Here is a 22,002-nt window from a genome sequence, read left to right on the forward strand (position 1 = left end):
TGCGACGGGTGATCGAGTTTCGCGGAGCCGGTCCCGCCCAGTTCACCGAGCGGCTGGACACGGTGATCGACATCTACACGGCGGCCATGAACCCGCCTCTCGACCAGATCACCGGGCGCCAGACCATCATGCGCAATCACGCGACATATCCCTACTTCCAGTGCTATTTCGCGGAGTTGCGTGATTCATCCCCGGGTGGGGGCGATGTGGAACCCCGCATCGTGGGCTTCGCCTACGGCTTCCGCGGCGCGCCCGGCCAGTGGTGGCACGACGTCGTCGTACGGGGCCTCGCCGACCGCATCGGCCAGGAGGCCGCGCATGCCTGGATGGGCAACGCCTTCGAGCTGGCCGAGATCCACGTGCACCCCGACTACCAGGGCAAGGGCATCGGCCGCCGGATGATCAAGACGCTGTGCGCGGGGCGGCGCGAGCGTACGGCCATCCTGTCCACGCACGACCAGCCCACGGCGGCCCGCCACCTTTACGCCAGCATGGGCTTCATGGATCTGCTGACGAAGTTCGCCTTCCCCGGCGGTCACGAGGAGTACGCGATCGCGGGCCGCCGCCTCCCGCTCACCTGATCTGAGTGACCTGCTGGAGACCAGGTGACCACAGGTTTACCGGGGATGACGCACGGGCACCTTTGATGACAGAAAGTAGCCGACACTTTACCCACCGTCTAGTGTCCCCTGCCCGTCACCCGCCCGGTCCCCCTGCGGGCGGGTGGCGGGCTCCCCTTATGCGGGCAGGCCGGTAGGCCTTATGCCGGCAGGCCGGCGGGCTGCAGCCGCTGGAACACCTCGCGCGACGCGCTCGACCGGTTGAACGTGATGAAGTGGATGCCGGGCGCGCCCTCGTCGAGCAGCCGCTGGCACAGCTCGGCGCCGTGGTCGATGCCCAGGGCCCGCACCGCCGCCGGGTCGTCCTTGACCTTCTCGAAGCGGGCGGCGAGGCCGGGCGGGAACGGCGCCCCCGACAGCTGCTCGGAGCGGGCGATCGTGCTCATCTGGGTGACCGGCATGATGCACGGGATGATCGGCGTCTCGCACCCCTTGGCCGCCACCCGGTCACGCAGCCGCAGATAGTCGTCGGCCTGGAAGAACATCTGCGTGATCGCGTAGTCGGCACCGGCCCGGCACTTGCGCACGAAGTATTCGGTGTCGGACTCGATGGACGGCGAGCGCGGGTGCTTGTACGGGAAGGCGGCGACGCCCACGCAGAAGTCGCCGGACTGCCGGATCAGGCGCACCAGCTCTTCGGCGTACATCACGCCCTCCGGGTGGGGCACCCACTCGCCGGTGGGGTCGCCCGGCGGGTCGCCGCGCACGGCCAGGATGTTGCGCACGTCGGCGTCGGCGAAGCGGCCCACGAGATGACGCAGCTCGCGCACGGAGTGGTTGACGGCCGTGAAGTGGGCCACCGGCGTGAGCGTGGTGTCGTGGGCGATGCGCTCCACGATGTCGACCGTGCGGTCGCGGGTGGAGCCGCCCGCGCCGTACGTCACCGAGACGAACGTCGGCCGCAGCGACTCCAGCTCCCTGATCGCGCGCCAGAGCTGCCGCTCGCCCTCGTCGGTCTTCGGGGGGAAGAACTCGAACGAGAACGACCTGGCGCCGGAGGCCAGCATTTCGCGGACCGTCGGAACGCGATCGGGCCGGACGGAGGGTCGACCAAGAGCCATGACGATAAGGCTACCCCGTGGAACTCCTGTCGCACCGGCCAGAGCGGCCCCTCCGAGATCGAACCGCGCCCTTTCGGCCATTACGCTCAAGGCATGACCACTGACGCCGCCGGCATGGAGATCCTGCGCGCCCATGTGGAGCGCGCGCTCGCGGAGTTCGTCGAACAGAAGCTCCCCGCCGGGGGCGAGCCCGAGTTCAAGCCGTTGCGCACGGCCGCCGACGCGCTGCTGTCGGGCGGCAAGCGGCTGCGGCCCGCGTTCTGCTACTGGGGCTGGCGCGGCGCGGGCGGCATCGACGAGCCCGCCGTGTTCACCGCCGTCGCCTCGCTGGAGCTGCTGCAGGCCAGCGCGCTGGTGCACGACGACGTGATGGACAAAAGCGACCTGCGCAGGGGCATGCCGTCGGCGCACCGCCGCTTCCAGGCGATGCACGAGAGCGCGGGCTGGCACGGCTCGTCCGGGCAGTTCGGCGAGGGCGCGGCGATCCTGCTGGGCAACCTGCTGCTGCTCTGGTCGGGCGAGATGTGGCGCACCTGCGGCCTGCCGCGCGAGGCGCTGGAGGCGGCGCAGCCCCTCCACGACCACATGCGCAGCGAGCTGATGTGCGGCCAGTACCTCGACCTGCTGGAGCAGGCCACCGGGGAGAACACGTTCGACTCGGCGCTGCGGGTGGCGCTCTACAAGAGCGGCAGGTACTCGGTCGAGCAGCCGCTGCGGCTCGGCCTGGTGCTCGCCGCCCGCGAGCTGACGCCGTGGATGGACGAGCTGTGCACCGGTTACGGCCAGCGCGTCGGCATCGCCTTCCAGCTCCGCGACGACATCCTGGGCGTCTTCGGCGACCCGGCGGAGACGGGCAAGCCGGCCGGTGACGACCTGCGCGAGGGCAAGCGCACGATGCTGGTGGCGCGCACCCTCGCCGCCGCCTCCCCCGCCGGGGCCGCCACCGTACGCCGGCTGCTCGGGGACCCCGAGCTGGACGCGCGGGGCGTGGCGGAGCTGCGCACGATCATCGAGGACAGCGGGGCGCTGCAGGAGTGCGAGGACCTGATCTCCGACTATCTCGGCCAGGCGCTGACCGCGCTCGAAGCGGCGCCGGTCACGCCGGAGGCCCGTGCGGCGCTGACCGAGCTGGCGATCGCGGCGACGTCCCGCAAGACCTGACCGCGCGCCGCCTCGTCACGGACACCGCCGCCTCGTCGCGGGAGCGCTCCCGTGCCACGGACGGCACGCGCCGCCGTGTCACGGACGCTCCGAAGCCTCGTCACGGACGGGGCGGGGAAAGGCGGTCGGGGCCGGCGAAAGGTGCGGAGGACGTGAAGGGCCGCGAGGAGTCGCAGGGCCTGGGAAAGACCGCCGAGGAGTCGCGGAAGGCCGGGAAAAGACCCCGGAGGGCCGGGGAAGGACGGGAGGCGCCCGTGCGGGGAGCGCGGGCGCCTCGGAGGTTTCAGCGGGCCGGCCCGGCGGCCAGCCGCTTGGCGAACTCGGCCGCGGCCGCCCCTGGGTCGTCGGCTTCGGTGATGGCGCGGACGACCACCACCCGGCTCACGCCGTACGACATCACCTCGTCGAGGTTGCCCAGGTCGATGCCGCCGATCCCGAACCAAGGACGCGAGGTGCCGAGCGAGGCGGCGTGCCGCAGCAGCGGCGGCCCCGGCGCGGGGCGCCCAGGCTTGGTGGGGGTCGGCCAGATCGGGCCGCAGCAGAAGTAGTCGACGCCCTCTTCCACGGCCGCGGCGGACGCCTCGGCTGCGGAGTGGGTGGACCGTCCGATGACGATGTCGTCGCCGAGTATCTCTCGCGCGACCGTCACAGGAAGGTCGTCCTGCCCCAGGTGGAGCACGTCGGGCCGGGCGGCGTAGGCGACGTCCGCCCGGTCGTTGACAGCGAGCAGTTTTCCGTGCCGGTCGCAGGCGTCGCGGAAGACTTCGAGCAGCGCGAGTTCTTCGCGCGCCTCGAGACCCTTCTCCCGCAGCTGGATGATGTCCACACCGCCCGCCAGCACGGCGTCGAGGAACTCCGCCAGATCGCCGCGGTCGCGGCGGCCGTCTGTGCAGAGGTAGAGGCGGGCCTCAGAAAGCGAGGGCTTGGGCACGCCGCTTGACCTCGGTGTGACGCCCTGCCCTGATCGCCTCGATGGGCGACCCCGGCAGCGAGTCGTCTGGGGTGAAGAGCCAGCGAAGCGCCTCGACGTCGTCGTAACCGGCGTCCTGCAGCACGGTGAGCGTGCCGGGCAGGCCCTTCATCACGTCCTTTCCGTCGAGGAACTTCGCGGGCACCTGCGGCCCGCCGCTGCCGCGGCGCACGCCGAGCAGCTTGTGGTCCTTGAGGAGTTGCTTGGCCCGGCCGATCGGAAGCTCGAGGCGCTGGGCCACTTCGGGGAGGGTGAGCCACTCGTCGACGAGCTGCTCGGTCTCCCGGTCGATCTGTGCAACAGAAAGCGTCACGAAACCACAACTACCACATGGCGTGCTTGCTCAAACAACACAATCTCGTAGGGGCACTTGTGGATCTACCAGGCGTTCCGCGTCCAGTCGATGGCCCGCTTCGATGATGCGCCGGCCCTGTACGAGATCGCGCGGCCGGTCCACGGCGAGCACCGCGGCGAGCGTGTCGCCGTCGGTGAGCCAGACGGCCGACCACTTGCCCTCGGGCTCGCCCCGGTACACGAGGCGGTCGGCCTCGGTGTGGTGTCCGGCGTACTGGAGCATGTGGCCGAACTGCTCCGACCAGAAGTACGGCACCGGGTCGTAGACCGCCTCCTCCCCCATGAGCGTCGCGGCGGCGACGTCGGGGGCGTTGAGCGCGGTGTCCCAGTGCTCGACCCTGAGGCGGGTGCCCCAGCGGCGCGACCACCACGCGGCGCAGTCGCCCACCGCGACCACGCCGGGCAGCGAGGTGCGCAGGTGCTCGTCGGTGACGACGCCGTTGTGCAGGTCGATGTCGGCGTTGGCGAGCCACTCGACGGCCGGGCGCACGCCGATGCCGGTGACGACCACGTGGGACTCGACGAACTCGCCGCCCACCAGGCGGACGCCGCCCTCCTCGACCGACTCGACCATGGTGCCGAGCCGCAGGTCGATGCCCTCGTACCAGGGGATCGTGCGGCCACCGAGCTCCATGCCGACGGCGGCGGCGAGCGGCGTCTGCGCCGCCTCGATGACCGTGACCGCGCAGCCCGCGCGCCGGGCCGCGGTGGCGACCTCCGCGCCGATCCAGCCCGCGCCGATGACCGTGACCCGCGCTCCGGGTACGAGCATCACCCGCAGCTCGTGAGCGTCGTCGAGCGTGCGCAGGACGTGCTGCGGGCCGTCGCCGGGCAACCTGATCGGGTCGGCGCCGGTGGCGATGACCAGGCCGTCGTAGGGCAGCTCGCCCTCGGTGGTCTCCACGACGCCCGCGCGCAGCGACGTGGCCGCGACGCCCGGCCGGAAGTCGATCTGGAGCGCGTCGAGGTCGGTGTCGATGAAGCTGGTGTCGGCGTCGCCCTTCAGCACCGCCTTCGACAGCGGCGGGCGATCGTAGGGGCGATGGCGCTCCTGGCCCAGCAGCGTGATGCGGCCGTCGAAGCCGCGCCCGCGCAGGGCCTCCACCGTACGCACACCCGCGAGACCCGCTCCCGCCACCACGACATGGTTCACGCTCATGACCATAACGGCGACCATAAGGGGCCGGTGCGTGCGCCCCGTACCGAGGTCGTAGGCTGTGGGCGGTAAGACGCGCGGGAGTCCGGCCGTGACCGGGCTGAGAGGAAGGCTGTGACGGGCCTTCGACCGCAAGACACCTGATCCGGATCATGCCGGCGAAGGGAGCGCATGATGGACGTGATCGTGGGCGGCGGGGTCGTCGGGCTGTCCGTGGCCTGGCGGCTCGCGTGCGAGGGACGGCCGGTCACCGTGGTCGATCCCGCGCCCGCCACCGGGGCCTCCCACGCGGCCGCCGGGATGCTGGCGCCGGTGAGCGAGGTCACCTACACCGAGGCGCCGCTGCTGCGGCTGGGCATGGCGGCGCTGAGCCGCTGGCCCGCCTTCGCCGCCGAGCTGGCCGAGGACGCCGGACTCCCCGCCGGCGAGGTCTCCGCCGCCGGTGCCTTGGCCCGCGGCCCCCGTTCGGGGCTTGGCGCGGGCGGGCTGGATCTGCGGGCCGAGGGGACGCTGGACGTCGCGTTCGGCTCCGACGACATGGCGATGCTGGACGAGCTGGCCGCGTTCATGGAGAAGCTGGACCTGCCGGTCGAACGGCTGACCGGGCGCGAGTGCCGCCGCCTGGAGCCGATGCTGGCCCCCTCCGTGCGCGGCGGGCTGCTCGCGCCCGGCGACGCCTGGGTGAACCCGCGGCGGGTGACGGCGGCGCTGCTGACCGCCCTGGAGCGGCGCGGCGTTCCGCTGGTGCGGGCGCGCGTCAGCGAGCTGGTCCGTACGAACGGCGCCGTCACGGGCGTACGCCTGTCGAAGCCCACCGGCGCACCGGCGACCGGCCTGCGTCTCGGGGCTCACCACGTCGGCGGACCGCCTGCCGCGCCGTACCCCGCCGATGCCGGCGAACGGGCCGCCGGTGACGGTGCCGAGCGGGCCTTTGACGTCGCCGGGGCCGGTGAGGCGGACGGTGCGTGGGCGGACGGGGACGTGCTGGCGGCCGACCGGGTGGTGCTGGCGGCCGGGGCGTGGAGCGGTGAGCTGGCCGACGTGCCGGTGCGTCCGGTCAAGGGCCAGATCATGCGCCTGCGCTCGCCGCAGCCGCTGCTCACCCACTGCGTACGCGGCACCGTCCACGGCTCGCCGGTCTACCTCGTCCCCCGGGGCGACGGCGAGCTGGTGGTGGGGGCCACGCAGGAGGAGCTGGGCTTCGACACGACGGTGACCGCGGGCGGCCTGTACGAGCTGCTGCGCGACGCCAGGGAGCTGGTGCCCGGCGTCACCGAGATGGAGGTCGCCGACGTGGTGGCGGGCCTGCGGCCGGGCACCCCCGACAACCTTCCGGTGATCGGCCCGGCGAGGACCCCGGGGCTGACGTACGCGACCGGGCACCACCGCGGCGGGGTGCTGATGGCCCCGCTGACGGCGGCCATCCTGATGGGCGAGGAGAGCGAGCTGGCGACCCTGTGCTCGCCAGGGAGGTTTCAGGAAATTTCATGATTGTCACCATTAACGGGTCTGAGCGCGAGGTGGCCGACGGCACCACCGTGGCGGAGGCCGTACGGACGCTGACGACGGCCGCCACCGGCGTGGCCGTGGCCGTGAACGACGAGGTGGTCACCCGCAGCGCCTGGGAGACGACGGCGCTCAGCGACCGTGACCGCGTGGAGGTGCTGACGGCGGTGCAAGGTGGATGAGCTGATCATCGCCGGTGAGAAGTTCTCCTCCCGGCTCATCATGGGCACCGGTGGCGCGCCCTCGCTGGAGGTGCTGGACCAGGCGCTGGCCGCGTCCGGCACCGAGCTGACCACGGTGGCGATGCGCCGGCTCGACCCGTCGGCGCGCGGCTCCGTGCTGGACGTGCTGCGCAAGCGCGACATCAAGGTGCTGCCCAACACGGCGGGGTGCTTCACGGCGGGCGACGCCGTGCTGACGGCCCGGCTGGCCAGAGAGGCCCTGGGCACCAACTGGGTCAAGCTGGAGGTCATCGCCGACGAGCGCACGCTGCTGCCCGATCCGATCGAGACGTTCGACGCGGCGGAGCGGCTGGTGGCCGACGGGTTCGTGGTGCTGCCGTACATCGGGGACGACCCGGCGCTGGCGCGGCGCCTCGAGCAGGCCGGCTGCGCGGCCGTCATGCCGCTGGGCGCGCCCATCGGCTCCGGGCTCGGCATCCGCAACCCGCACAACATCGAGCTGATCGTCGAGGCCGCGTCCGTGCCGGTGATCCTCGACGCGGGCATCGGCACGGCCAGCGACGCCGCGCTGGCGATGGAGCTGGGCTGTGACGCCGTGCTGCTGGCCACGGCCGTGACGCGGGCGCAGCGGCCCGACCTGATGGCCGCGGCGATGAAGCAGGCGGTGATCGCCGGGCGGCTCGCGGCCCAGGCGGGCCGCATCCCGCGCCGCCGCTACGCCGAGGCGTCCTCCCCCATGACGCCGTAGCCCGCTTCCATAAGACGGCCCGCGTGAGCCTTCCAGGGGGCCGCTCGCGCGTGCCTCCTGGGAGGCCGCCCGCGCGAGCGGCCCGTTTCGTGCGCCCCGGCGACACGCCGGGGCCACATCGGCATCCCCGCGGCGGTGCGGACGGGAACGTCTCCGCATCGGTTTCGGGCGGCAAGGCCATCCCGGTGGCAAATCGCCCGTAAACTCAGCGGGGTGGACACGACGACTGCGGACCCCCTGGTCGGGCGGCTCCTCGATGGGCGTTACCGCATCGAGGGCCGGATCGCCCGGGGCGGTATGGCGACCGTCTATCTCGCGCTGGACGTCCGGCTCGACCGGACCGTCGCGCTGAAGGTCATGCATCGCTCGCTCGCCGAGGACCCTGCGTTCGTCAGGAGGTTCATCGGCGAGGCGAAGTCGGTCGCCAGCCTGTCACACCCCAACGTGGTGGCCGTCTTCGATCAGGGCACCGACAACGACGTCGTCTACCTGTCGATGGAGTACGTCCCCGGCCGCACGCTGCGCGACATCCTGCGCGAACGCGGCCGCCTGCCGGCCCGCGAGGCGCTGGAGATCCTCATCCCGGTGCTGGCCGCCCTGGGCGCGGCCCATCAGGCCGGCATGGTGCACCGCGACGTCAAGCCGGAGAACGTCCTGATGACCGACGACGGCCGGGTCAAGGTCGTCGACTTCGGTCTGGCCAGGGCGATCGAGGCGACCAACCAGACCCGCACCGGCATGCTGATCGGCACGATCGGCTACATGGCGCCCGAGCAGGTGCTGACCGGCGCCGCCGACGTGCGCAGCGACGTCTACGCCGCCGGCATCATGCTGTTCGAGCTGGTGACCGGGCAGCAGCCGTACTCCGGTGACACCCCGATGTCGGTGGCCTACCGGCACGTCCACGACACCGTTCCCCCGCCGTCGTCGATCTGCCCCGACGTCCCGCATCTGATCGACCGGCTGGTGGCGAGCGCGACGGCCCGCGAGCCGGACGACCGGCCGGCCGACGCGACCGCGATGCTGGTGGCGGCGGTCGAGGCGCACCGCGTGCTGCCGCAGACGTCGATCCCGCCGGGCACGGCCTCGCTGCCGGGCATGGCGGCGTTCCACTCGCAGCAGACGGCGGCGCTCACGGCCATCCAGCCGGACACCCCGGCCCCGTCGGGTCGGCAGGCGCACTCCGTCCACTCGGCTCCGTCGGTGCCGCACGCGGCGCCGGCCCACACGCTGATCCAGCCGCGGATGGAGGTGGCCCAGCCCGAGCCGCGGCGCCGGTTCCGTCCGAGCTGGTTCCTGGCCGGCCTGGCCGCGGTGATGGTGATCGCGGTGGGCCTGACCGGCTGGTACTTCTCGCTGCCCGAGCAGGTCAAGGTGCCCGACGTCGTGGGCAAGGACCTGGCGCTGGCCGAGAAGGACCTGGCGAACGCCGGGCTGAAGGCGCGCAAGGGCGAGAGCCAGTACGACGAGAAGGTGGCCGAGGGCCTGGTGCTGAGCAGCGACCCGGCGGCGAACACCGAGCTGGAGAAGGGCACGACGGTCACGCTGACGCTCTCGCTCGGCCCCGAGCGCATCGTGGTGCCCAACGTGACCGGCATGAGCGGCAACGACGCCCGGGCCGCCATCGCCAAGGCCGGGCTGACCGTCGGCACCGTCAAGCGCCAGCCCAACCAGCAGGTCGAGCGTGACAAGGTGATCCGCACTTCGCCACAGGTGGGCGAGCGGGTCAGGAAGAGCGCGAAGGTCAACATCTTCGTCAGCGCCGGGCTGACCATGCCCGACGTGTCCGGCATGCCGAAGGACGAGGCGGCCCAGTTCCTCGGCTCGCAGGGCTTCCAGGTGCAGGTCAACGAGGTCGACGACGACGCCGAGCCGTGCACGGTCATCGCCCAGTCGCCGAAGGCCAAGGCCGAGGTGGACAGGGGCGCGCCCGCGATGATCACGGTGGCGCGCTGCCAGACGCCGTTCTTGGACTGGTTCAGGAACGGCGACAACGAGGCCCGCGACGACCAGCAGTTCGCCATGGTGCCCGGGGTGATCGGCAAGAACGTCAACGACGCCAAGTCCGAGCTGGAGGCGCTGGGCTTCCGCGTACGCGTGCAGCGGCTGGCCAACGCCCCTGTGGTGCAGTTCCAGCGGCCGCTGCCCAACAGCGAGCGCCCGCCGGGCAGCACGGTCATCCTCTGGCACTGACTCCGGCACTGACTCCGGCACTGACTCCGGCACCGGCTCCGGCACTGACTCCGGCACCGGCTCCGGCGCTGACGCGGCCCCGGCCGGCCCTAGGAGCGCGGCCGGGGTGCCGGTGAGTCAGGCCAGGTGGCCGTGCAGCCGTACGCGGGCCAGCCCTCCGTCCGGGTGGATGTCCACGCGCACGTGCGTGACCGGCGTGTCGCCGTCGAGGCGGAAGCGGTGCGGCGTGTCGGGCTGCAGCGGCGTCTTGGGCAGCAACTCCACCTCGCGGTCGCCGTCGATGCCGGTGAGCGAGACCGCCGCGGGCGCGTTGTACAGCAGGTTCGTGGTGTCGATCTCGGCGAGCCTGATGACGCCGCGCCCGGCGAGCCGGATGACGAGCCAGTCGTTGCCGCCGCCGCGCCGCCGCGCGGTCTCCCAGCCTTCGGCCTGGTGGCGGGCCAGGCCGGGCGCGATGACGTTGTTGGGCGATGAGTAGAACTCGTCGGAGCAGGCGGTGACCAGCCCGCCGTTGGCGAGTGCGGCGAGGTCGAAGCCGAGCCCGTCGTAGACGGACAGGTCGGGACGCGCCTCGCCGTGCACGCGCAGCCTGGCCACGCCGCCGTCGGGGTGGATGTTGAGCCGTACGTGGGTGTAGCGGGTGTCGTCGGCGACGGGGAAGAAGTGCTCGCGGTCGCCCCTGAGCTGCGACAGCGGCACGATCTCGGTCCAGGACGCGTCGAGCACCTCGCCGGGCGACGGGTGGCCGGGCACGGATGCGGCCTCGACGGAGGCGTGCGGCGGGTAGTTGCCCTTGAACCAGGCCGTGTCGATCACCACGCCGCGGATCACGCCGGGCATGCCGAGGCGTACCAGCGCCCAGTCGTGGCCGGGCTCGCGGCGGCGGCGGGTCTCCCAGCCGTCGTACACCTGGCCCTTGTTGCCGAACGTCTCCGGTTGGAAGCCGGGGCGGCCCGGCTTGATCAGGCTCTCCTTCTCGGCGAACGACTCGTCGCTCGCGGCCACGACCGAGCCGCCGTACGTGCGCAGGGCCAGGTCGGGCAGGCGGGTGAAGTCGGCCATCTATCGCGCTCCCAGCAGGAATCGTCCGTGCGGCTCGCCGTCCACGGGGCGGCCGCGCAGCCAGGTGGTCAGGACGGCGCCCTTGAGCGTGCGGCCATGGTAGGGCGTGACGGGGTTCTTGTGGTGCAGGCGGGCCGCGTCGACGACGGTCTCGGCGTCGGGGTCGAACGCGACGAGGTCGGCGTCGTTGCCGGCCGCGATCGCGCCCTTGCCGGACAGGCCGGCCAGCTCGGCGGGCGCGGCGGACATCCAGCGGGCCACGTCCGACGGGGTGTGGCCCCTGCGCGCCGCCTCGGTCCAGACGGCGGCCAGCCCGAGCTGGAGCGAGGCGATGCCGCCCCACGCGGCGGCGAAGTCGGGCACCTTGAGGTCGGCGGTGGACGGCGAGTGGTCGGACACCACGCAGCTCAGCACTCCCCTGGCCAGCCCGTCCCACAGCAGGTCGCGGTTGCGCGCGGAGCGGATGGGCGGGCAGCACTTGTACGCCGTCTCGCCCTCGGGCACCTGCTCGGCGGTCAGCGTGAGGTAGTGGGGGCAGGTCTCGGCCGAGACCGGCACGCCCTCGGCTCTGGCGGCCTCCAGCACGTCGAGGCACTCGGCGCTGGAGACGTGCAGGATGTGCACCCGGCAGCCGGTCTCGGCGGCCAGCCGGACGACGTGCTCGACGGCGCTGCGTTCGGCCGCGCCCGGCCGCGAGTCGAGGAACGCGCGGTAGCCGGGCCCGTCCGGCTCGCCCAGCAGCGCCGGGTCCTCGGCGTGCACCACCATCAGCCCGCCGAATCCGGCCACCTCCGTCATGGCCTGCCGCAGCTCGCCCGCGCTCAGCGGCGGGAACTCCTCGACCCCCGACGGCGACAGGAAGCACTTGAAGCCGCGCACGCCGCGCTCGTGCAGGGGCCGCAGCTCCTTGAGGTTGCCCGGGATCGCGCCGCCCCAGAACGCGGTGTCCACGTGGCACTGGCCCTCGGCGGCACGCAGCTTGATCTCCAGCGCCTCGGTGCTGACCGTGGGCGGCAGACTGTTGAGCGGCATGTCCACGATCGTCGTGACGCCTCCCGCCGCGGCGGCCCTGGTGGCGCAGGCGAAGCCCTCCCAGTGGGTGCGGCCGGGCTCGTTGACGTGGACGTGGCTGTCGACCAGGCCGGGCAGCAGCACCAGATCCCGCAGGTCGACGTCCTCGGCGGCGGCGAGCGGCTCGGCGTGGTCGTGCAGCGCGGCGATGCGCTCGCCGCGCACGGCGACGGCCAGGGCCCGCTCCCCCTCGGGCGTGACGGTCCTGCGGGATCGGACGACCAGGTCGTACGGTGTCATGCGCCCTCCGTGAGGCGTTCTGCGGCGATCCTGGCCGCGAGCCGTTCGAGCAGCGGTCCCGCCTCGGCCATGCAGCGGGCGGGGTCGGGCTCGATGTCGGTCAGCGCGTACGCGGCCTCGATGCCGGCGGCCTTCAGGTCGGATGCCGAGAGCGTGGTACGCCCGCAGACCGCCACCACCGGCACTCCCGCCCGCGCGGCCCCCCGCGCGACGCCCGCGGGGGCCTTGCCGCGCAGCGTCTGCTCGTCCAGCGAGCCCTCGCCGGTGATCACCAGGCGGGCGCCCTCGGCGTGGGCGTCGAAGCCGAGCAGGTCGAGCAGGTAGTCGATGCCGGGACGCAGCTCGGCGTGCAGGAAGGCGAGCGCGGCGAACCCGACGCCGCCCGCCGCGCCCGCGCCCGGCGCGCCCGCCACGCCCATCGCCCGGGGCACGTCGTCGTGTTCGACGGCGCCCATCAGCCCGTGGGTGGCGGTGGCGATGGCGGCCAGGCGTGCGAGGCCGGCCTCCAGCGTCTTGACGTCGTCGGGGGTCGCGCCCTTTTGCGGGCCGTAGACGGCGGCGGCGCCGTGCGGGCCGAGCAGCGGGTTGTCCACGTCGCTCGCGACCACGAACTCGACGCCCGAGATGTCGAGGAAGCCCGACATGTCGATGCGGTCGAGCTTCTTGAGCGCGGCCCCGCCGGGGGGCAGGTCGTTGCCTTCCGCGTCGAGGAACCGGGCGCCGAGCGCCTGCGCCAGGCCCGCGCCGCCGTCGGTGCAGGCGCTGCCGCCCAGGCCGAGCACGACCCGCTTCGCGCCGCGGCGTACGGCGTCGGCGATCAGTTCGCCGGTGCCCCGGCTGGTGGCGGTCAGCGGCTCGCGCTCGCCCGGCAGGCGGCGCAGCCCGGAGGCCTCCGCCAGCTCGACCACGGCGGTGCCGGTGGGATGCCAGGCGTACGAGGCGGAGACGGGCCGCCCGGTCGGCCCGGTGGCCTCGATCGTGATCCGGCTGTAGCCGCTCGCCACGGCCGCGTCCACGGTGCCGTCGCCGCCGTCGGCCACCGGCAGCTCCACCGTGGGCACGCCGAGGCCCGCCGAGACGTGGGAGGCGACCTCGGCGGCAGTCAGCGAGCCCTTGAACTTGTCGGGGGCCACCAGTACGTGCTGAACCACTACGAACTCCCACCTGATGATGAAGAATGTGCTGACACGCCTTCCTGCCCGGTGCGAGCGGGCAGGAAGGCGTGACTCATCATCACATCCCGCCCCGCCCGGCTCGCGCGCCGGGCAGGGGCGGAAGCACCGGTCCCCCGGCCTCTCCGAAGCGGGGACGCAGCCCGCTCGCGCGCCGGGCAGAGGCGGGAGCACCGGCGCCCCGGCCTCTTCGAAGCGGGGACGCAGCCCGCTCGCGCGCCGGGCGGGGCGAAGCGCCGGCCCAGGCGCTTTCGGAGCAGGGGCGCATCGGCCCGCTCGCGTACCAGCCAGGGGCGGGAGCACCGGCACCCCGGCGCTTTCCGCGCACGGGGCCCCGCCCCGAGCGGGGTGCGGCGGGGACGGCAGGCGGGTGGCCCGTCAGGAGAGGGTGCGGATGAACTCCTCCAGGGAGTAGCGCCCGTCCTGGTCGGAGTCGGCCTCCTGGCTCATCGCCCCGAGCGCCTCCGCCGGCAGGTCGGGGAAGTGCGCTTTGAACTCGGCCTCGGTGATGTAGCCGTCGCCGTCGGTGTCGATGGCCGCGAAGGTGCTCTTGAGCTCCGCCAGCCGCTCGTCTGGGAGTTCCGCCGACACGGGACCGCCTTTCCTGATCGTCCGGATATCTCCACATTAGTCGTCGTGGATTCGGCGGGCGGCGGCGACTCCGCGTTCCGCGGCCAGCCGCAGCAGCCGGCGATGCGCCTCGGCGCCCGCCCGTCCCGCCGCGTCCTGGGCGACCGTGCGCAGCTCGCCGCCGGCGACCACCGTACGTCCGCCGACCAGCACCAGCTCGACCGGCGGAGGCGGCCCGAAGACGAGCGCGCAGACCGGGTCGGTGACGGCGGCGTGAAACGGCCCGCCGACTCGCCAGAGCACGACGTCGGCCAGCTTGCCGGGCTCCAGCGTGCCCAGCTCGTCCTGCCTGCCGAGGTTGCGCGCGCCGCCCAGCGTGGCCAGCTCCAGCGCCTGCGCGGCGGTCAGGGCGCGCGGTCCGTAGCGGGCGCGCTGGAACAGCAGGGCCTGCCGCATCTCCCCGGCCATCGGGGTCAGCTCGGACGAGGCGCTGCCGTCCACGCCGAGCCCGACGTTCGCGCCGCGCCGCAGCATCTCCGACACCCGCGCGATGCCCGCGCCGAGCCGCCCGTTGGACGAGGGACAGTGTGCCGAGCCGGTGCCGGTGGCGGCGAGCTTGCCGATGTCGGCGTCGCTCAGGTGCACGGTGTGCGCGAACCACACGTCGGGCCCGAGCCAGCCCAGCTTCTCCATGTAGTCCACGGGCCGCAGCCCGAACTGCTCCAGGCAGTGCTCGTCCTCGTCGAGGGTCTCGGCGAGATGGGTGTGCAGGCGTACGCCCTTGTCCCTGGCCAGCGCGGCGGACTCGGTCATCAGCGCGCCGCTGGCCGAGAACGGCGAGCACGGCGCGACCGCCACCCGCAGCATGGAGGAGCGCGACGGGTCGTGGTGGGCGTCCACGGCCTCGGCGGTGGCGGCCAGGATGTCGTCCAGCTCCTCGACCACCTCGTCCGGCGGCAGACCGCCCTGCGAGCGGCCCCGGTCCATGGAGCCGCGCGCCGGGTGGAAGCGCAACCCGATCGCGCGGGCGGCCTCGATCTCGGCGGCCAGCAGGTCGCCCCGGCCCTTGGGGAAGATGTAGTGGTGGTCGCTGGAGGTGGTGCAGCCCGACAGCGCCAGCCAGCCGAGCGCGGCCGTGGCGGCGCCCTCGACGACCTCGGCGTCCATGGCGGCCCACACCTCGTAGAGCGCCACGAGCCATTCGAAGAGGGTGGCGTCCTGGGCCAGGCCCTGCGAGGCCCACTGGTAGAGGTGGTGGTGGGTGTTGACCAGGCCGGGGGTGGCCAGGCAGCCCGCGCCGTCGATGCGCTCGGCGCCCGGCGCGGCGGGCGCGGGGCCGGGGCCCAGCCCGGCGATCGTGTCGCCCTCGATCGTGATGTGGCCGGAGGGGATCTCGGGGCCGGAGACGGGCGCGATGCGGACGTTGTCGATGATCAGCGTCACGGCGCCGCCTTGCGCTCGGCGGCCAGGCGTACGGCGTCGAGGATCTTCTCGTAGCCGGTGCACCGGCACAGGTTGCCCGCCAGCGCCTCCCTGATCTCCGCGTCCGACGGGTGCGGGACGCGTTCGAGCAGGTCGTGCGCCTGGACGATGAGCCCCGGCGTGCAGAAGCCGCACTGCACGGCCCCGCTCTCGGCGAACGCCTCCTGCACCGGGTCGAGGCGGTCGCCCTCGGCCAGGCCCTCCACGGTGCGCACCTGCCGCCCCTCCGCCTGGCCGGCCGCCACCAGGCAGGCGCAGACCGGCACGTCGTCGAGGTAGACCGTGCAGGAGCCGCACTCGCCCTGCTCGCAGGCGTTCTTGGCGCCGGGCAGGCCGAGCCGTTCGCGCAGCACGTACAGCAGGCTCTCGCCCTCCCAGACGTCCTCGGCGCTCTCCTCGCGGCCGTTGACGGTGAACGTGACGCGCATCAGGCCGCCCTCCTTCCCAGGTGGTCGTTCCACGCCCAGGCGAGCGTGCGGCGGGCCAGCACGCCGATGGCGTGCACCCGGTAGGCGGCGCTGCCGCGCACGTCGTCGATCGGGGCGGCGGCCCGCGCGCACAGCTCGCCGAACCGCCGGGCCAGCGCGGGATCGAGCGGCGCGTCCCAGTCGAGCTCGGCGGCCAGCAGCTCCTCGGCCTCCAGGGCGCGGCGCGGGGTGGGCGCGGCCGAGCCGATCCCGGTGCCGACCCGCCGCTCCCGCGGATGCAGCGCGACCGCGAACGAGCACACCGCGATCACCATGGCGTTGCGGGTGCCGACCTTGGAGAAGTACTGGGGTCCCGTGGCGCGCGGCACGTGCACGGCCCTGATCAGCTCGTCCGGCTCCAGCGCGCTGCGCTTGACGCCGAGGTAGAACTCGTCGGCCGGGATCATCCGTACGCCGCGGTCGCGCGACTCCACCTCGACCGTCGCGCCCGTGGCGAGCAGCGGCGGGTGGCTGTCGCCCGCGGGCGAGGCCGCGCCGAGGTTCCCGCCGACCGAGCCGCGGTTGCGGATCTGCGGCGAGCCGACCGTCCGCGCGGCCTGCGCCAGGCCCGGCAGCTCGCCGCCGAGCCGGTCGACGATCACCGCGTACGGCACCCCGGCCCCCAGCCGGCACGCGTCCCCGGTCATCGACCACTCGCGCAGCTCGGCCACCCGGTTGAGGTCGAGCAGCGCGGCCGGCCTGCGCACGCCGAAATTGATCTCCACCATCACGTCGGTGCCGCCCTGGATGGGCACCGCGTCGGGCCGGTCCGCCTTGGCGGCCAGCGCCTCCTCCCACGTCGTGGGGCGCAAGAAGTCCATCGCGTCTACTCCCAGGCGAATCCGGCGTCGGGTGCGTCCTCGCGCAGCACGCCGCCCTCGATCAGCCCGTACGGGCGGTCGGCGGCGTAGAAGACCTCGTTGTCGTTGGTCAGGCCGAACGGCGACAGGTCCACCGCGAAGTGGTGCTTGTTGGGCAGGGCCAGCCGGATCTCGCAGACCCCCTCGCAGGTCAGCAGCGTGCGCTCGCCCATGGCGTACAGGGTCTGCTGCAGCGAGCGGCTGTGCGTGTTCGCGAAGGCGTCCAGCAGGGCCTGCCTGACCTGGGCGTACGACGTCCCGTACGAGGCGGGCTCGCCGGCGTGCCGCCATCGGGCGTGGACCGCGGTGGCGAGGATGCGGTCGGTGGTGGGCTCCAGCGTGGTGTACCCGTCGACGGCGAAGCCGTGGAACTCCGAGCCGGTCGTGTTCAGCACCACCAGGTCCTTCAGTCCCGACACGACCGTGGTGCGGCCGTCCTCGTCGTGGTGGATCAGGCAGGTGCGCACCTCACCGCCGTCGCGGACGAACGAGTGCGGGCCCTGCCGCCGCCAGCCGTACTCCTCGATCTCCACCCTGGCGTGCCTGATGGCCTCCTGCGTCGCCACGAAGTGCGTGGCCAGCCGCTGCGCGAACACCTCGATCTGGCCGATTCCGTACTTGCGTGCGAAGGCGTAGACGGTGTTCTTCTGCGTGTCGGTGGGCAGCACGGCGGCGTTGTCACCGGTCAGGTGCACGGCCTCCATGTCGCCCGACAGGGAGATGCTGACGTTGACGTCCTTGAGGTGGTGCACCGGGCCGTCCTTGACCACGTGAACGAGCCTGGTCTCCGCCTTTCCGTAGCGGTTGGCGCCGAGCTTGACGGTCATCTAGCTCCCTCGGTACGTGCTGTAGGCGTACGGGCTGAGCAGCAGCGGCACGTGATGGTGCGCGGCCGGGTCGGCCACGGTGAAGGTGACGACGACCTCCGGGTAGAAGGTGTCCTCCAGGTACGCCCCGGTGTCGAAGACCAGCCGGTGCACCCCGGCGCCCGGGTTCCAGCCCTTGATCCGGCCGTCGTCGTCGGTGCGGCCCTCGGCCACCACCCGGCCGTCGTGTTCGAGCCGTACGCGCAGGCCGGCGGCGGGCCGGCCGGTGACCGCGTCGAGCACGTGGGTGGACAGGCTCATGCCCCCTCCTCCTTCAGCAGCTTCGCCAGCCTGAGCCGGGCGATCGCCGCGAGTTCCGCGCGGACGACCTCGCGCTCGCTCTCCTCGTCGTTGGCCAGCCGCTCCTCCAGCCTGGCCAGCAGTTGCGCGCCGGTGAGCCCGGTGGCGCACGCCAGGTAGACGTGCCCGAAGCGGCGCTCGTAGGCGCGGTTGGCGTCGGCCAGCGCCGCCCGCAGGGCGTCGGGCACGCCCGACTGCTCCTGCCGCGACCAGGCCGCCTGTCTCCCCTCCCCCGCCGGGCGCTCGCCGATGCGGGGGTGCGCGCTCAGCGCCCGCAGCACCTCGTCCCAGCCGAGGTCCCGCACGGCGCGCGCGGCGGTGTCGAGCAGGTCGTCGAGGTCGCCGTACGGCCTGCGCGCCGCCACCTCCTCGGCGAACGCCGGGGAGGCACAGCAGGTGAGCAGGTCCGCCACGGCCTCGGCCCGGGGCCGGGCGTTGAACGCGGCGAGGTTGCCGTCGTGCGGGTGCGCCATGGCAGAAGTACACACAGCCCTTCCGTGCCCGGTCCATCCGCCAGAACTCCCAACTGACGACCAGGAACGCGGGCACTTTTCGTGTCATGCTCCAATCGCCGGGCCTTCGTGACGTCCGGGGCGCCGCGGTTTCGCGCGGCGGCGCTGAACTGCGGAGGTGTCCGGCGGCGGCCCTAGACTGGGTGCCATCATGACCGTGACATCCCTGATCGGCGGGCACGTGTCCGTCACGGGCGGCCTGGCGACGGGCGGCCTCAAGTACATGGCCGAGATCGGCGCCGAGATGATCCAGGTGTTCGTCACCAACCCGCGCGGGTGGGCGCTCACCGAAGGCAAGCCCGACGAGGACGCCAAGCTCGCCGAGTCGGGCGTCCCGGCGTTCATCCACCTGCCCTACCTCGTCAACTTCGGCTCGCCCAACCCCGAGACGCTGGCCAACTCCGTCGCGATCGTCCGCCACACGCTGCGGCGCGGCGTCCAGACCGGCGCGCGCGGCGTGGTCGTGCACACCGGCTCGGCGGTCACGCAGCCGCGCGACGACGCGATGCGCCAGCTGCGCGAAAACCTGCTGCCGCTGCTCGACGAGATCCCCGACGGCGGGCCCGACCTGCTCCTTGAGCCGATGGCGGGCCAGGGCGCCATGCTGTGCGCCACCGTCCAGGACCTCGAGCCCTACCTCGCTCAGCTCGACTGGCATCCGCGCGCCGGGGTCTGCCTCGACACCTGCCACGCCTTCGCCGCCGGCCACGACCTCGCCGCCGATGGCGGGGTGACGGAGACCTTCGACGCGCTGCACGCCATCGCGCCCGGCCGGCTCAAGCTCATCCACGCCAACGACTCGAAGGACGTCTGCGGCTCCAAAAAGGACCGCCACGAGAACATCGGCGCCGGCCACATCGGCATCCAGCCGTTCGCCGACCTGATGCGCCACCCGGCGGTGGCGGGGGTCCCGCTCTGCATCGAGACGCCGGGCAAGGCCCCGAAGCACGCCGAGGACATCGCCCTGCTGAAGAAACTCCGCGACGGCTGACGGGCTTCGACGGCGGTGCCCGGCACCCCGCCGGCGGGCGGCGGTGAGAGCCGGGCGGCACGCTTTCCCCGCAGGCGGAGGAAGCAGGGCGAGCGCTACCACGTCGAGGTGCGCCGGTGCGCGCTTTCCCCGGCAGGCGGAGGAAGCAGGGCAACGCATCCGCTCAAACGACGTGGGAGCACCATGCACCGCAGCAGGCGCTGCGAGCAGCGTGAGCAGGCGGGAACCCCGCACGCGGGAGACGGGAACCCCCGCGATCGGGGTGGGGCGGAAGGCGTCGCCGGGATCGTGATAGGGGCGCCCGCTTGCGCGATACGGCCGCCCCCGCGTGCCGGATCGCGGGGCCCTGGTGCGCGGCCTCGCGGGCGCCCCTTCACGGATCCGGCGTGGCGGGCCCTACCCCCCGGTCAAGGGCCCGGCCGCCGCGGCGACCTGCGCGTCGCCGGTGAAGCCGGCGCATCGAGCCTGTCGTGAGCCCCCGGCTCGTCCCTCCCGATGCGCCGGGATGGCTTCCGATGCCGAAACACTACGGTTGCGATCTTGCGGGCGAAACCCTCTTCACGGGCAGCTCGTTGAGCGGTCAGTAGTCATCGCCATACGGAGAGTGGTCTCACGACCAGCGGTCGTCCTGGCGCGACGAACGGTAGGCAGGGGGGCGCGCGAGTCGCTCGGGGAGATGCATCCTGGCCATCATGAAACCCACCCCCTGCGGCAGCCGACCGGGCGTGACCAGGGAAATCACGACCATGGCGGCGAACGCGGCGGGCACCGCGACGGGCGCGGGGCAGGACGTCAGCGCGCCCGGATTCACACCCACCTGCTCCCCCAGCACGAACGCCCCCGTCACGCCCCCACCGAGCACGAACCCGGCCGCGACGCCCGCGTCGGTCAGCCGCCGCCACCAGATGCCGAGCACCAGCATCGGACAGAGCGTGGCCGCGGAGAGGCTGAGCCCGAGCAGCACGAGCGCCACCGACACGCCCGGCATGGAGACGGCGGTGAGGACGAGCGCGGCCGCCAGGACCGCCGGTACGGCCGTACGGAAGGCACGCGCCCCCGCGCCGGGCACGCACGCCGCCACCGCGCCGCCCACGGCCACCAGCACGCCCCCGGCGGTCGCCAGGAAGGCCGCGAACGCCCCGGTCGCCAGCAGGCCGGTGAGCAGCTCGCCGGCGGCCCCCGGGACCATCCTGGCGGGCAGCAGGAGCACGATCTCGTCGGCGGCGGCGTCGCGGGCGTGGACGTGGCCGAGCACGCCGTACAGGGGCGGCACCACGCAGAAGGCGGCCAGCATGGCCTGGGCGGCGACGATCGAGCGGCGGGCTCCCGTGCCGTCCTTGCTGGTGTAGACGCGCACGATGACGTGGGGCAGCCCCATCGTGCCGAGTGCGCAGGCCAGCAGCACGGCCAGCACGCCGGGCAGCGACGGGTCGCCCGTCCCCGCGAGCCCGGCCCCACCGGCGCGGTAGGCGCCCTCCGGCCACGGGACCGGCCACGAGCCGGCCGCCCACCAGCAGACCAGGCCGACGCCGAGGAAGACGACCAGCTTCAGCCAGAACTGCCACGCCTGCACGCTGGTGACGCTGCCCGCGCCGCCGCCGTACGCCACGGCGAGAGCCGCCCCGGCCACGGCCGCCCAGCCCAGCCACGGCGGCAGCCCGGTGAGCAGCCGCACCACCACTCCGGCGGCGTGGAACTGCGCGACCAGGAACGCCAGCCCGACGAGCAGCACGAAGGCGGTGGTGAAGCGGCGCAGCCGGGCCGAGCGCAGCCGCCAGCCGGCGAAGTCGGGCAGCGTGTACGTCCCCGACCGCCGCAGCGGCGCGACCACCAGCGCCAGCACGACGACGAACCCGGCCGCCGCACCCGCCGGATACCAGAGCATCGGCGAGCCGTGGATGGCGATGAGCCCGGCCGTGCCGAGGCAGGCGGCGGCGGAGGTGGACTCGGAGGTGATGGCGGCGCCGTTCCACCAGGGCGGCACCGTCCTCGCGGCCACGTGGAAGTCGGCCACGCCGACCGAGCGCCGGGGTCTCGCGGCACCCGCCATCACGCCCAGGACCGACACGAACGCGATCCCGGTCAGCACCGCGACGGTCATCGCTCCAGCCGCTCCGCGCGTCTGAGCTGGCGTACGGCCAGCCCGACCCACGCGAGGTGCACGGCCACCGACATCGCCACCCACGCGCCCGGCTCGGGCAGCCAGGCGGCCAGCACGGGGGCGCCGACGAGCAGGGCGGCGACGGCGCCCACGGTGCGCAGCGCCTGGCGCAGCTGCAGGCCCACGATCGCCGGCACGCCCGGCACATCGTGCCCGGCCACGCCGTACATGGCGGAACCGGTCAGGCCGTAGTCGCCGGAACCGGCGGGACCGGCGAGCGCGGCCGTCCGCCGGGAGCCCCGGAGCGCGGCGCGCCGCCGTACGACGACGCGCCGCTGCGCGCTCAACGCGTCACGC

At 73.4% G+C, this 22,002-nt stretch carries 23 protein-coding genes and 1 riboswitch; of the genes, 7 read left to right on the top strand and 16 right to left on the bottom strand.

Translation table 11 applies throughout. The features are described 5' to 3' along the window. Window positions 1-8: 8 nt before the first annotated feature. Window positions 9-581 carry a GNAT family N-acetyltransferase gene (locus AB0K67_RS08545; protein ID WP_364055015.1) on the top strand — a complete coding sequence of 191 codons (573 nt, stop codon included), beginning with the start codon at window positions 9-11 and terminating at the stop codon, window positions 579-581. 179 nt (window positions 582-760) lie between these two features. Here AB0K67_RS08545 and metF read toward each other — a convergent pair whose 3' ends face one another. Continuing rightward, window positions 761-1,627: a methylenetetrahydrofolate reductase [NAD(P)H] gene (gene metF, locus AB0K67_RS08550; protein ID WP_364055018.1), complete on the bottom strand. Its 867-nt coding sequence runs from the start codon at window positions 1,625-1,627 to the stop codon at window positions 761-763. Between the two features lie 147 nt (window positions 1,628-1,774). On the opposite strand from metF, the gene AB0K67_RS08555 reads away from it, so the two are divergent. Further along, window positions 1,775-2,842 carry a polyprenyl synthetase family protein gene (locus tag AB0K67_RS08555; RefSeq protein WP_364055021.1) on the top strand — a complete coding sequence of 356 codons (1,068 nt, stop codon included), beginning with the start codon at window positions 1,775-1,777 and terminating at the stop codon, window positions 2,840-2,842. Window positions 2,843-3,125: 283 nt separating this feature from the next. On the opposite strand, the gene thiE is transcribed toward AB0K67_RS08555, so the two are convergent. Genes thiE through AB0K67_RS08570 form a run of 3 tightly spaced genes read right to left on the bottom strand, consistent with a single transcriptional unit; the run spans window position 3,126 to window position 5,325 of the window. Further along, window positions 3,126-3,773 (bottom strand): thiamine phosphate synthase, encoded by a 648-nt coding sequence (gene thiE, locus AB0K67_RS08560; protein WP_364055024.1) that lies wholly within the window; start codon window positions 3,771-3,773, stop codon window positions 3,126-3,128. Continuing rightward, entirely contained in the window at window positions 3,751-4,125 is a 375-nt protein-coding gene (locus tag AB0K67_RS08565; protein WP_364055027.1) for an Rv2175c family DNA-binding protein, read from the bottom strand. The genes thiE and AB0K67_RS08565 overlap by 23 nt, the downstream gene beginning before the upstream one ends. A 30-nt stretch (window positions 4,126-4,155) precedes the next feature. Then, window positions 4,156-5,325 carry an FAD-dependent oxidoreductase gene (locus AB0K67_RS08570; RefSeq protein WP_364055030.1) on the bottom strand — a complete coding sequence of 390 codons (1,170 nt, stop codon included), beginning with the start codon at window positions 5,323-5,325 and terminating at the stop codon, window positions 4,156-4,158. Window positions 5,326-5,389: 64 nt separating this feature from the next. Continuing rightward, a riboswitch (TPP riboswitch) is annotated at window positions 5,390-5,506 on the top strand. Between AB0K67_RS08570 and AB0K67_RS08575 the strand changes: the two genes are divergently transcribed. The 4 genes from AB0K67_RS08575 (at window position 5,494) to pknB (ending at window position 9,951) form a co-directional block, all read left to right on the top strand. Further along, window positions 5,494-6,813 (top strand): FAD-dependent oxidoreductase, encoded by a 1,320-nt coding sequence (locus tag AB0K67_RS08575; RefSeq protein ID WP_364055033.1) that lies wholly within the window; start codon window positions 5,494-5,496, stop codon window positions 6,811-6,813. Its footprint overlaps the riboswitch before it by 13 nt. Next, complete coding sequence (thiS, locus tag AB0K67_RS08580; RefSeq protein WP_364055036.1) at window positions 6,810-7,010, top strand: sulfur carrier protein ThiS; 201 nt, start codon at window positions 6,810-6,812, stop codon at window positions 7,008-7,010. The genes AB0K67_RS08575 and thiS overlap by 4 nt, the downstream gene beginning before the upstream one ends. 40 nt (window positions 7,011-7,050) lie before the next feature. Next, window positions 7,051-7,758: a thiazole synthase gene (locus tag AB0K67_RS08585; RefSeq protein WP_364057515.1), complete on the top strand. Its 708-nt coding sequence runs from the start codon at window positions 7,051-7,053 to the stop codon at window positions 7,756-7,758. A gap of 213 nt (window positions 7,759-7,971) precedes the next feature. Beyond that, window positions 7,972-9,951, top strand: a complete 1,980-nt coding sequence (pknB, locus tag AB0K67_RS08590; RefSeq protein WP_364055039.1) for a Stk1 family PASTA domain-containing Ser/Thr kinase — start codon at window positions 7,972-7,974, stop codon at window positions 9,949-9,951. Between the two features lie 117 nt (window positions 9,952-10,068). On the opposite strand, the gene alc is transcribed toward pknB, so the two are convergent. The 10 genes from alc to uraD form a co-directional block, all read right to left on the bottom strand. Then, entirely contained in the window at window positions 10,069-11,013 is a 945-nt protein-coding gene (gene alc / locus AB0K67_RS08595) for an allantoicase (protein WP_364055042.1), read from the bottom strand. Further along, window positions 11,014-12,324: an allantoinase AllB gene (allB, locus tag AB0K67_RS08600; RefSeq protein WP_364055045.1), complete on the bottom strand. Its 1,311-nt coding sequence runs from the start codon at window positions 12,322-12,324 to the stop codon at window positions 11,014-11,016. It abuts the gene before it with no gap. Further along, a complete protein-coding gene (locus AB0K67_RS08605) occupies window positions 12,321-13,475 on the bottom strand; it encodes a glycerate kinase (protein WP_364055048.1) in 1,155 nt (384 codons plus the stop codon). The genes allB and AB0K67_RS08605 overlap by 4 nt, the downstream gene beginning before the upstream one ends. 399 nt (window positions 13,476-13,874) lie before the next feature. Then, window positions 13,875-14,087: an EF-hand domain-containing protein gene (locus AB0K67_RS08610; protein ID WP_364055051.1), complete on the bottom strand. Its 213-nt coding sequence runs from the start codon at window positions 14,085-14,087 to the stop codon at window positions 13,875-13,877. Between the two features lie 36 nt (window positions 14,088-14,123). After that, window positions 14,124-15,509 carry an 8-oxoguanine deaminase gene (locus AB0K67_RS08615; protein WP_364055054.1) on the bottom strand — a complete coding sequence of 462 codons (1,386 nt, stop codon included), beginning with the start codon at window positions 15,507-15,509 and terminating at the stop codon, window positions 14,124-14,126. After that, window positions 15,506-15,976: a (2Fe-2S)-binding protein gene (locus AB0K67_RS08620; protein WP_364055057.1), complete on the bottom strand. Its 471-nt coding sequence runs from the start codon at window positions 15,974-15,976 to the stop codon at window positions 15,506-15,508. Before AB0K67_RS08620 ends, AB0K67_RS08615 begins: the two co-directional genes overlap by 4 nt. Beyond that, window positions 15,976-16,836, bottom strand: coding sequence for an FAD binding domain-containing protein (locus AB0K67_RS08625; protein WP_364055060.1), 861 nt, complete (start codon window positions 16,834-16,836; stop codon window positions 15,976-15,978). The genes AB0K67_RS08620 and AB0K67_RS08625 overlap by 1 nt, the downstream gene beginning before the upstream one ends. A gap of 5 nt (window positions 16,837-16,841) precedes the next feature. Further along, window positions 16,842-17,702, bottom strand: a complete 861-nt coding sequence (gene pucL / locus AB0K67_RS08630) for a factor-independent urate hydroxylase (protein WP_364055063.1) — start codon at window positions 17,700-17,702, stop codon at window positions 16,842-16,844. Next, a complete protein-coding gene (gene uraH, locus AB0K67_RS08635) occupies window positions 17,703-18,002 on the bottom strand; it encodes a hydroxyisourate hydrolase (protein WP_364055066.1) in 300 nt (99 codons plus the stop codon). Then, window positions 17,999-18,514 (bottom strand): 2-oxo-4-hydroxy-4-carboxy-5-ureidoimidazoline decarboxylase, encoded by a 516-nt coding sequence (gene uraD, locus AB0K67_RS08640; RefSeq protein WP_364055069.1) that lies wholly within the window; start codon window positions 18,512-18,514, stop codon window positions 17,999-18,001. The genes uraH and uraD overlap by 4 nt, the downstream gene beginning before the upstream one ends. Window positions 18,515-18,704: 190 nt before the next feature. Here uraD and AB0K67_RS08645 point away from each other — a divergent pair, with 190 nt between their 5' ends. Continuing rightward, on the top strand, window positions 18,705-19,544 hold the full coding sequence (locus tag AB0K67_RS08645; RefSeq protein ID WP_364055072.1) for a deoxyribonuclease IV: 840 nt from the start codon (window positions 18,705-18,707) through the stop codon (window positions 19,542-19,544). A 610-nt stretch (window positions 19,545-20,154) separates the two neighbouring features. Here the strand turns inward: AB0K67_RS08645 and AB0K67_RS08650 are convergent. Further along, window positions 20,155-21,645 (bottom strand): cation acetate symporter, encoded by a 1,491-nt coding sequence (locus AB0K67_RS08650; RefSeq protein WP_364055075.1) that lies wholly within the window; start codon window positions 21,643-21,645, stop codon window positions 20,155-20,157. Continuing rightward, entirely contained in the window at window positions 21,642-21,992 is a 351-nt protein-coding gene (locus tag AB0K67_RS08655; protein WP_364055078.1) for a hypothetical protein, read from the bottom strand. Before AB0K67_RS08655 ends, AB0K67_RS08650 begins: the two co-directional genes overlap by 4 nt. Between the last annotated feature and the right edge of the window lie 10 nt (window positions 21,993-22,002).

Source organism: Nonomuraea sp. NPDC052634, assembly GCF_040678535.1.
Lineage (GTDB): Bacteria > Actinomycetota > Actinomycetes > Streptosporangiales > Streptosporangiaceae > Nonomuraea > Nonomuraea fastidiosa.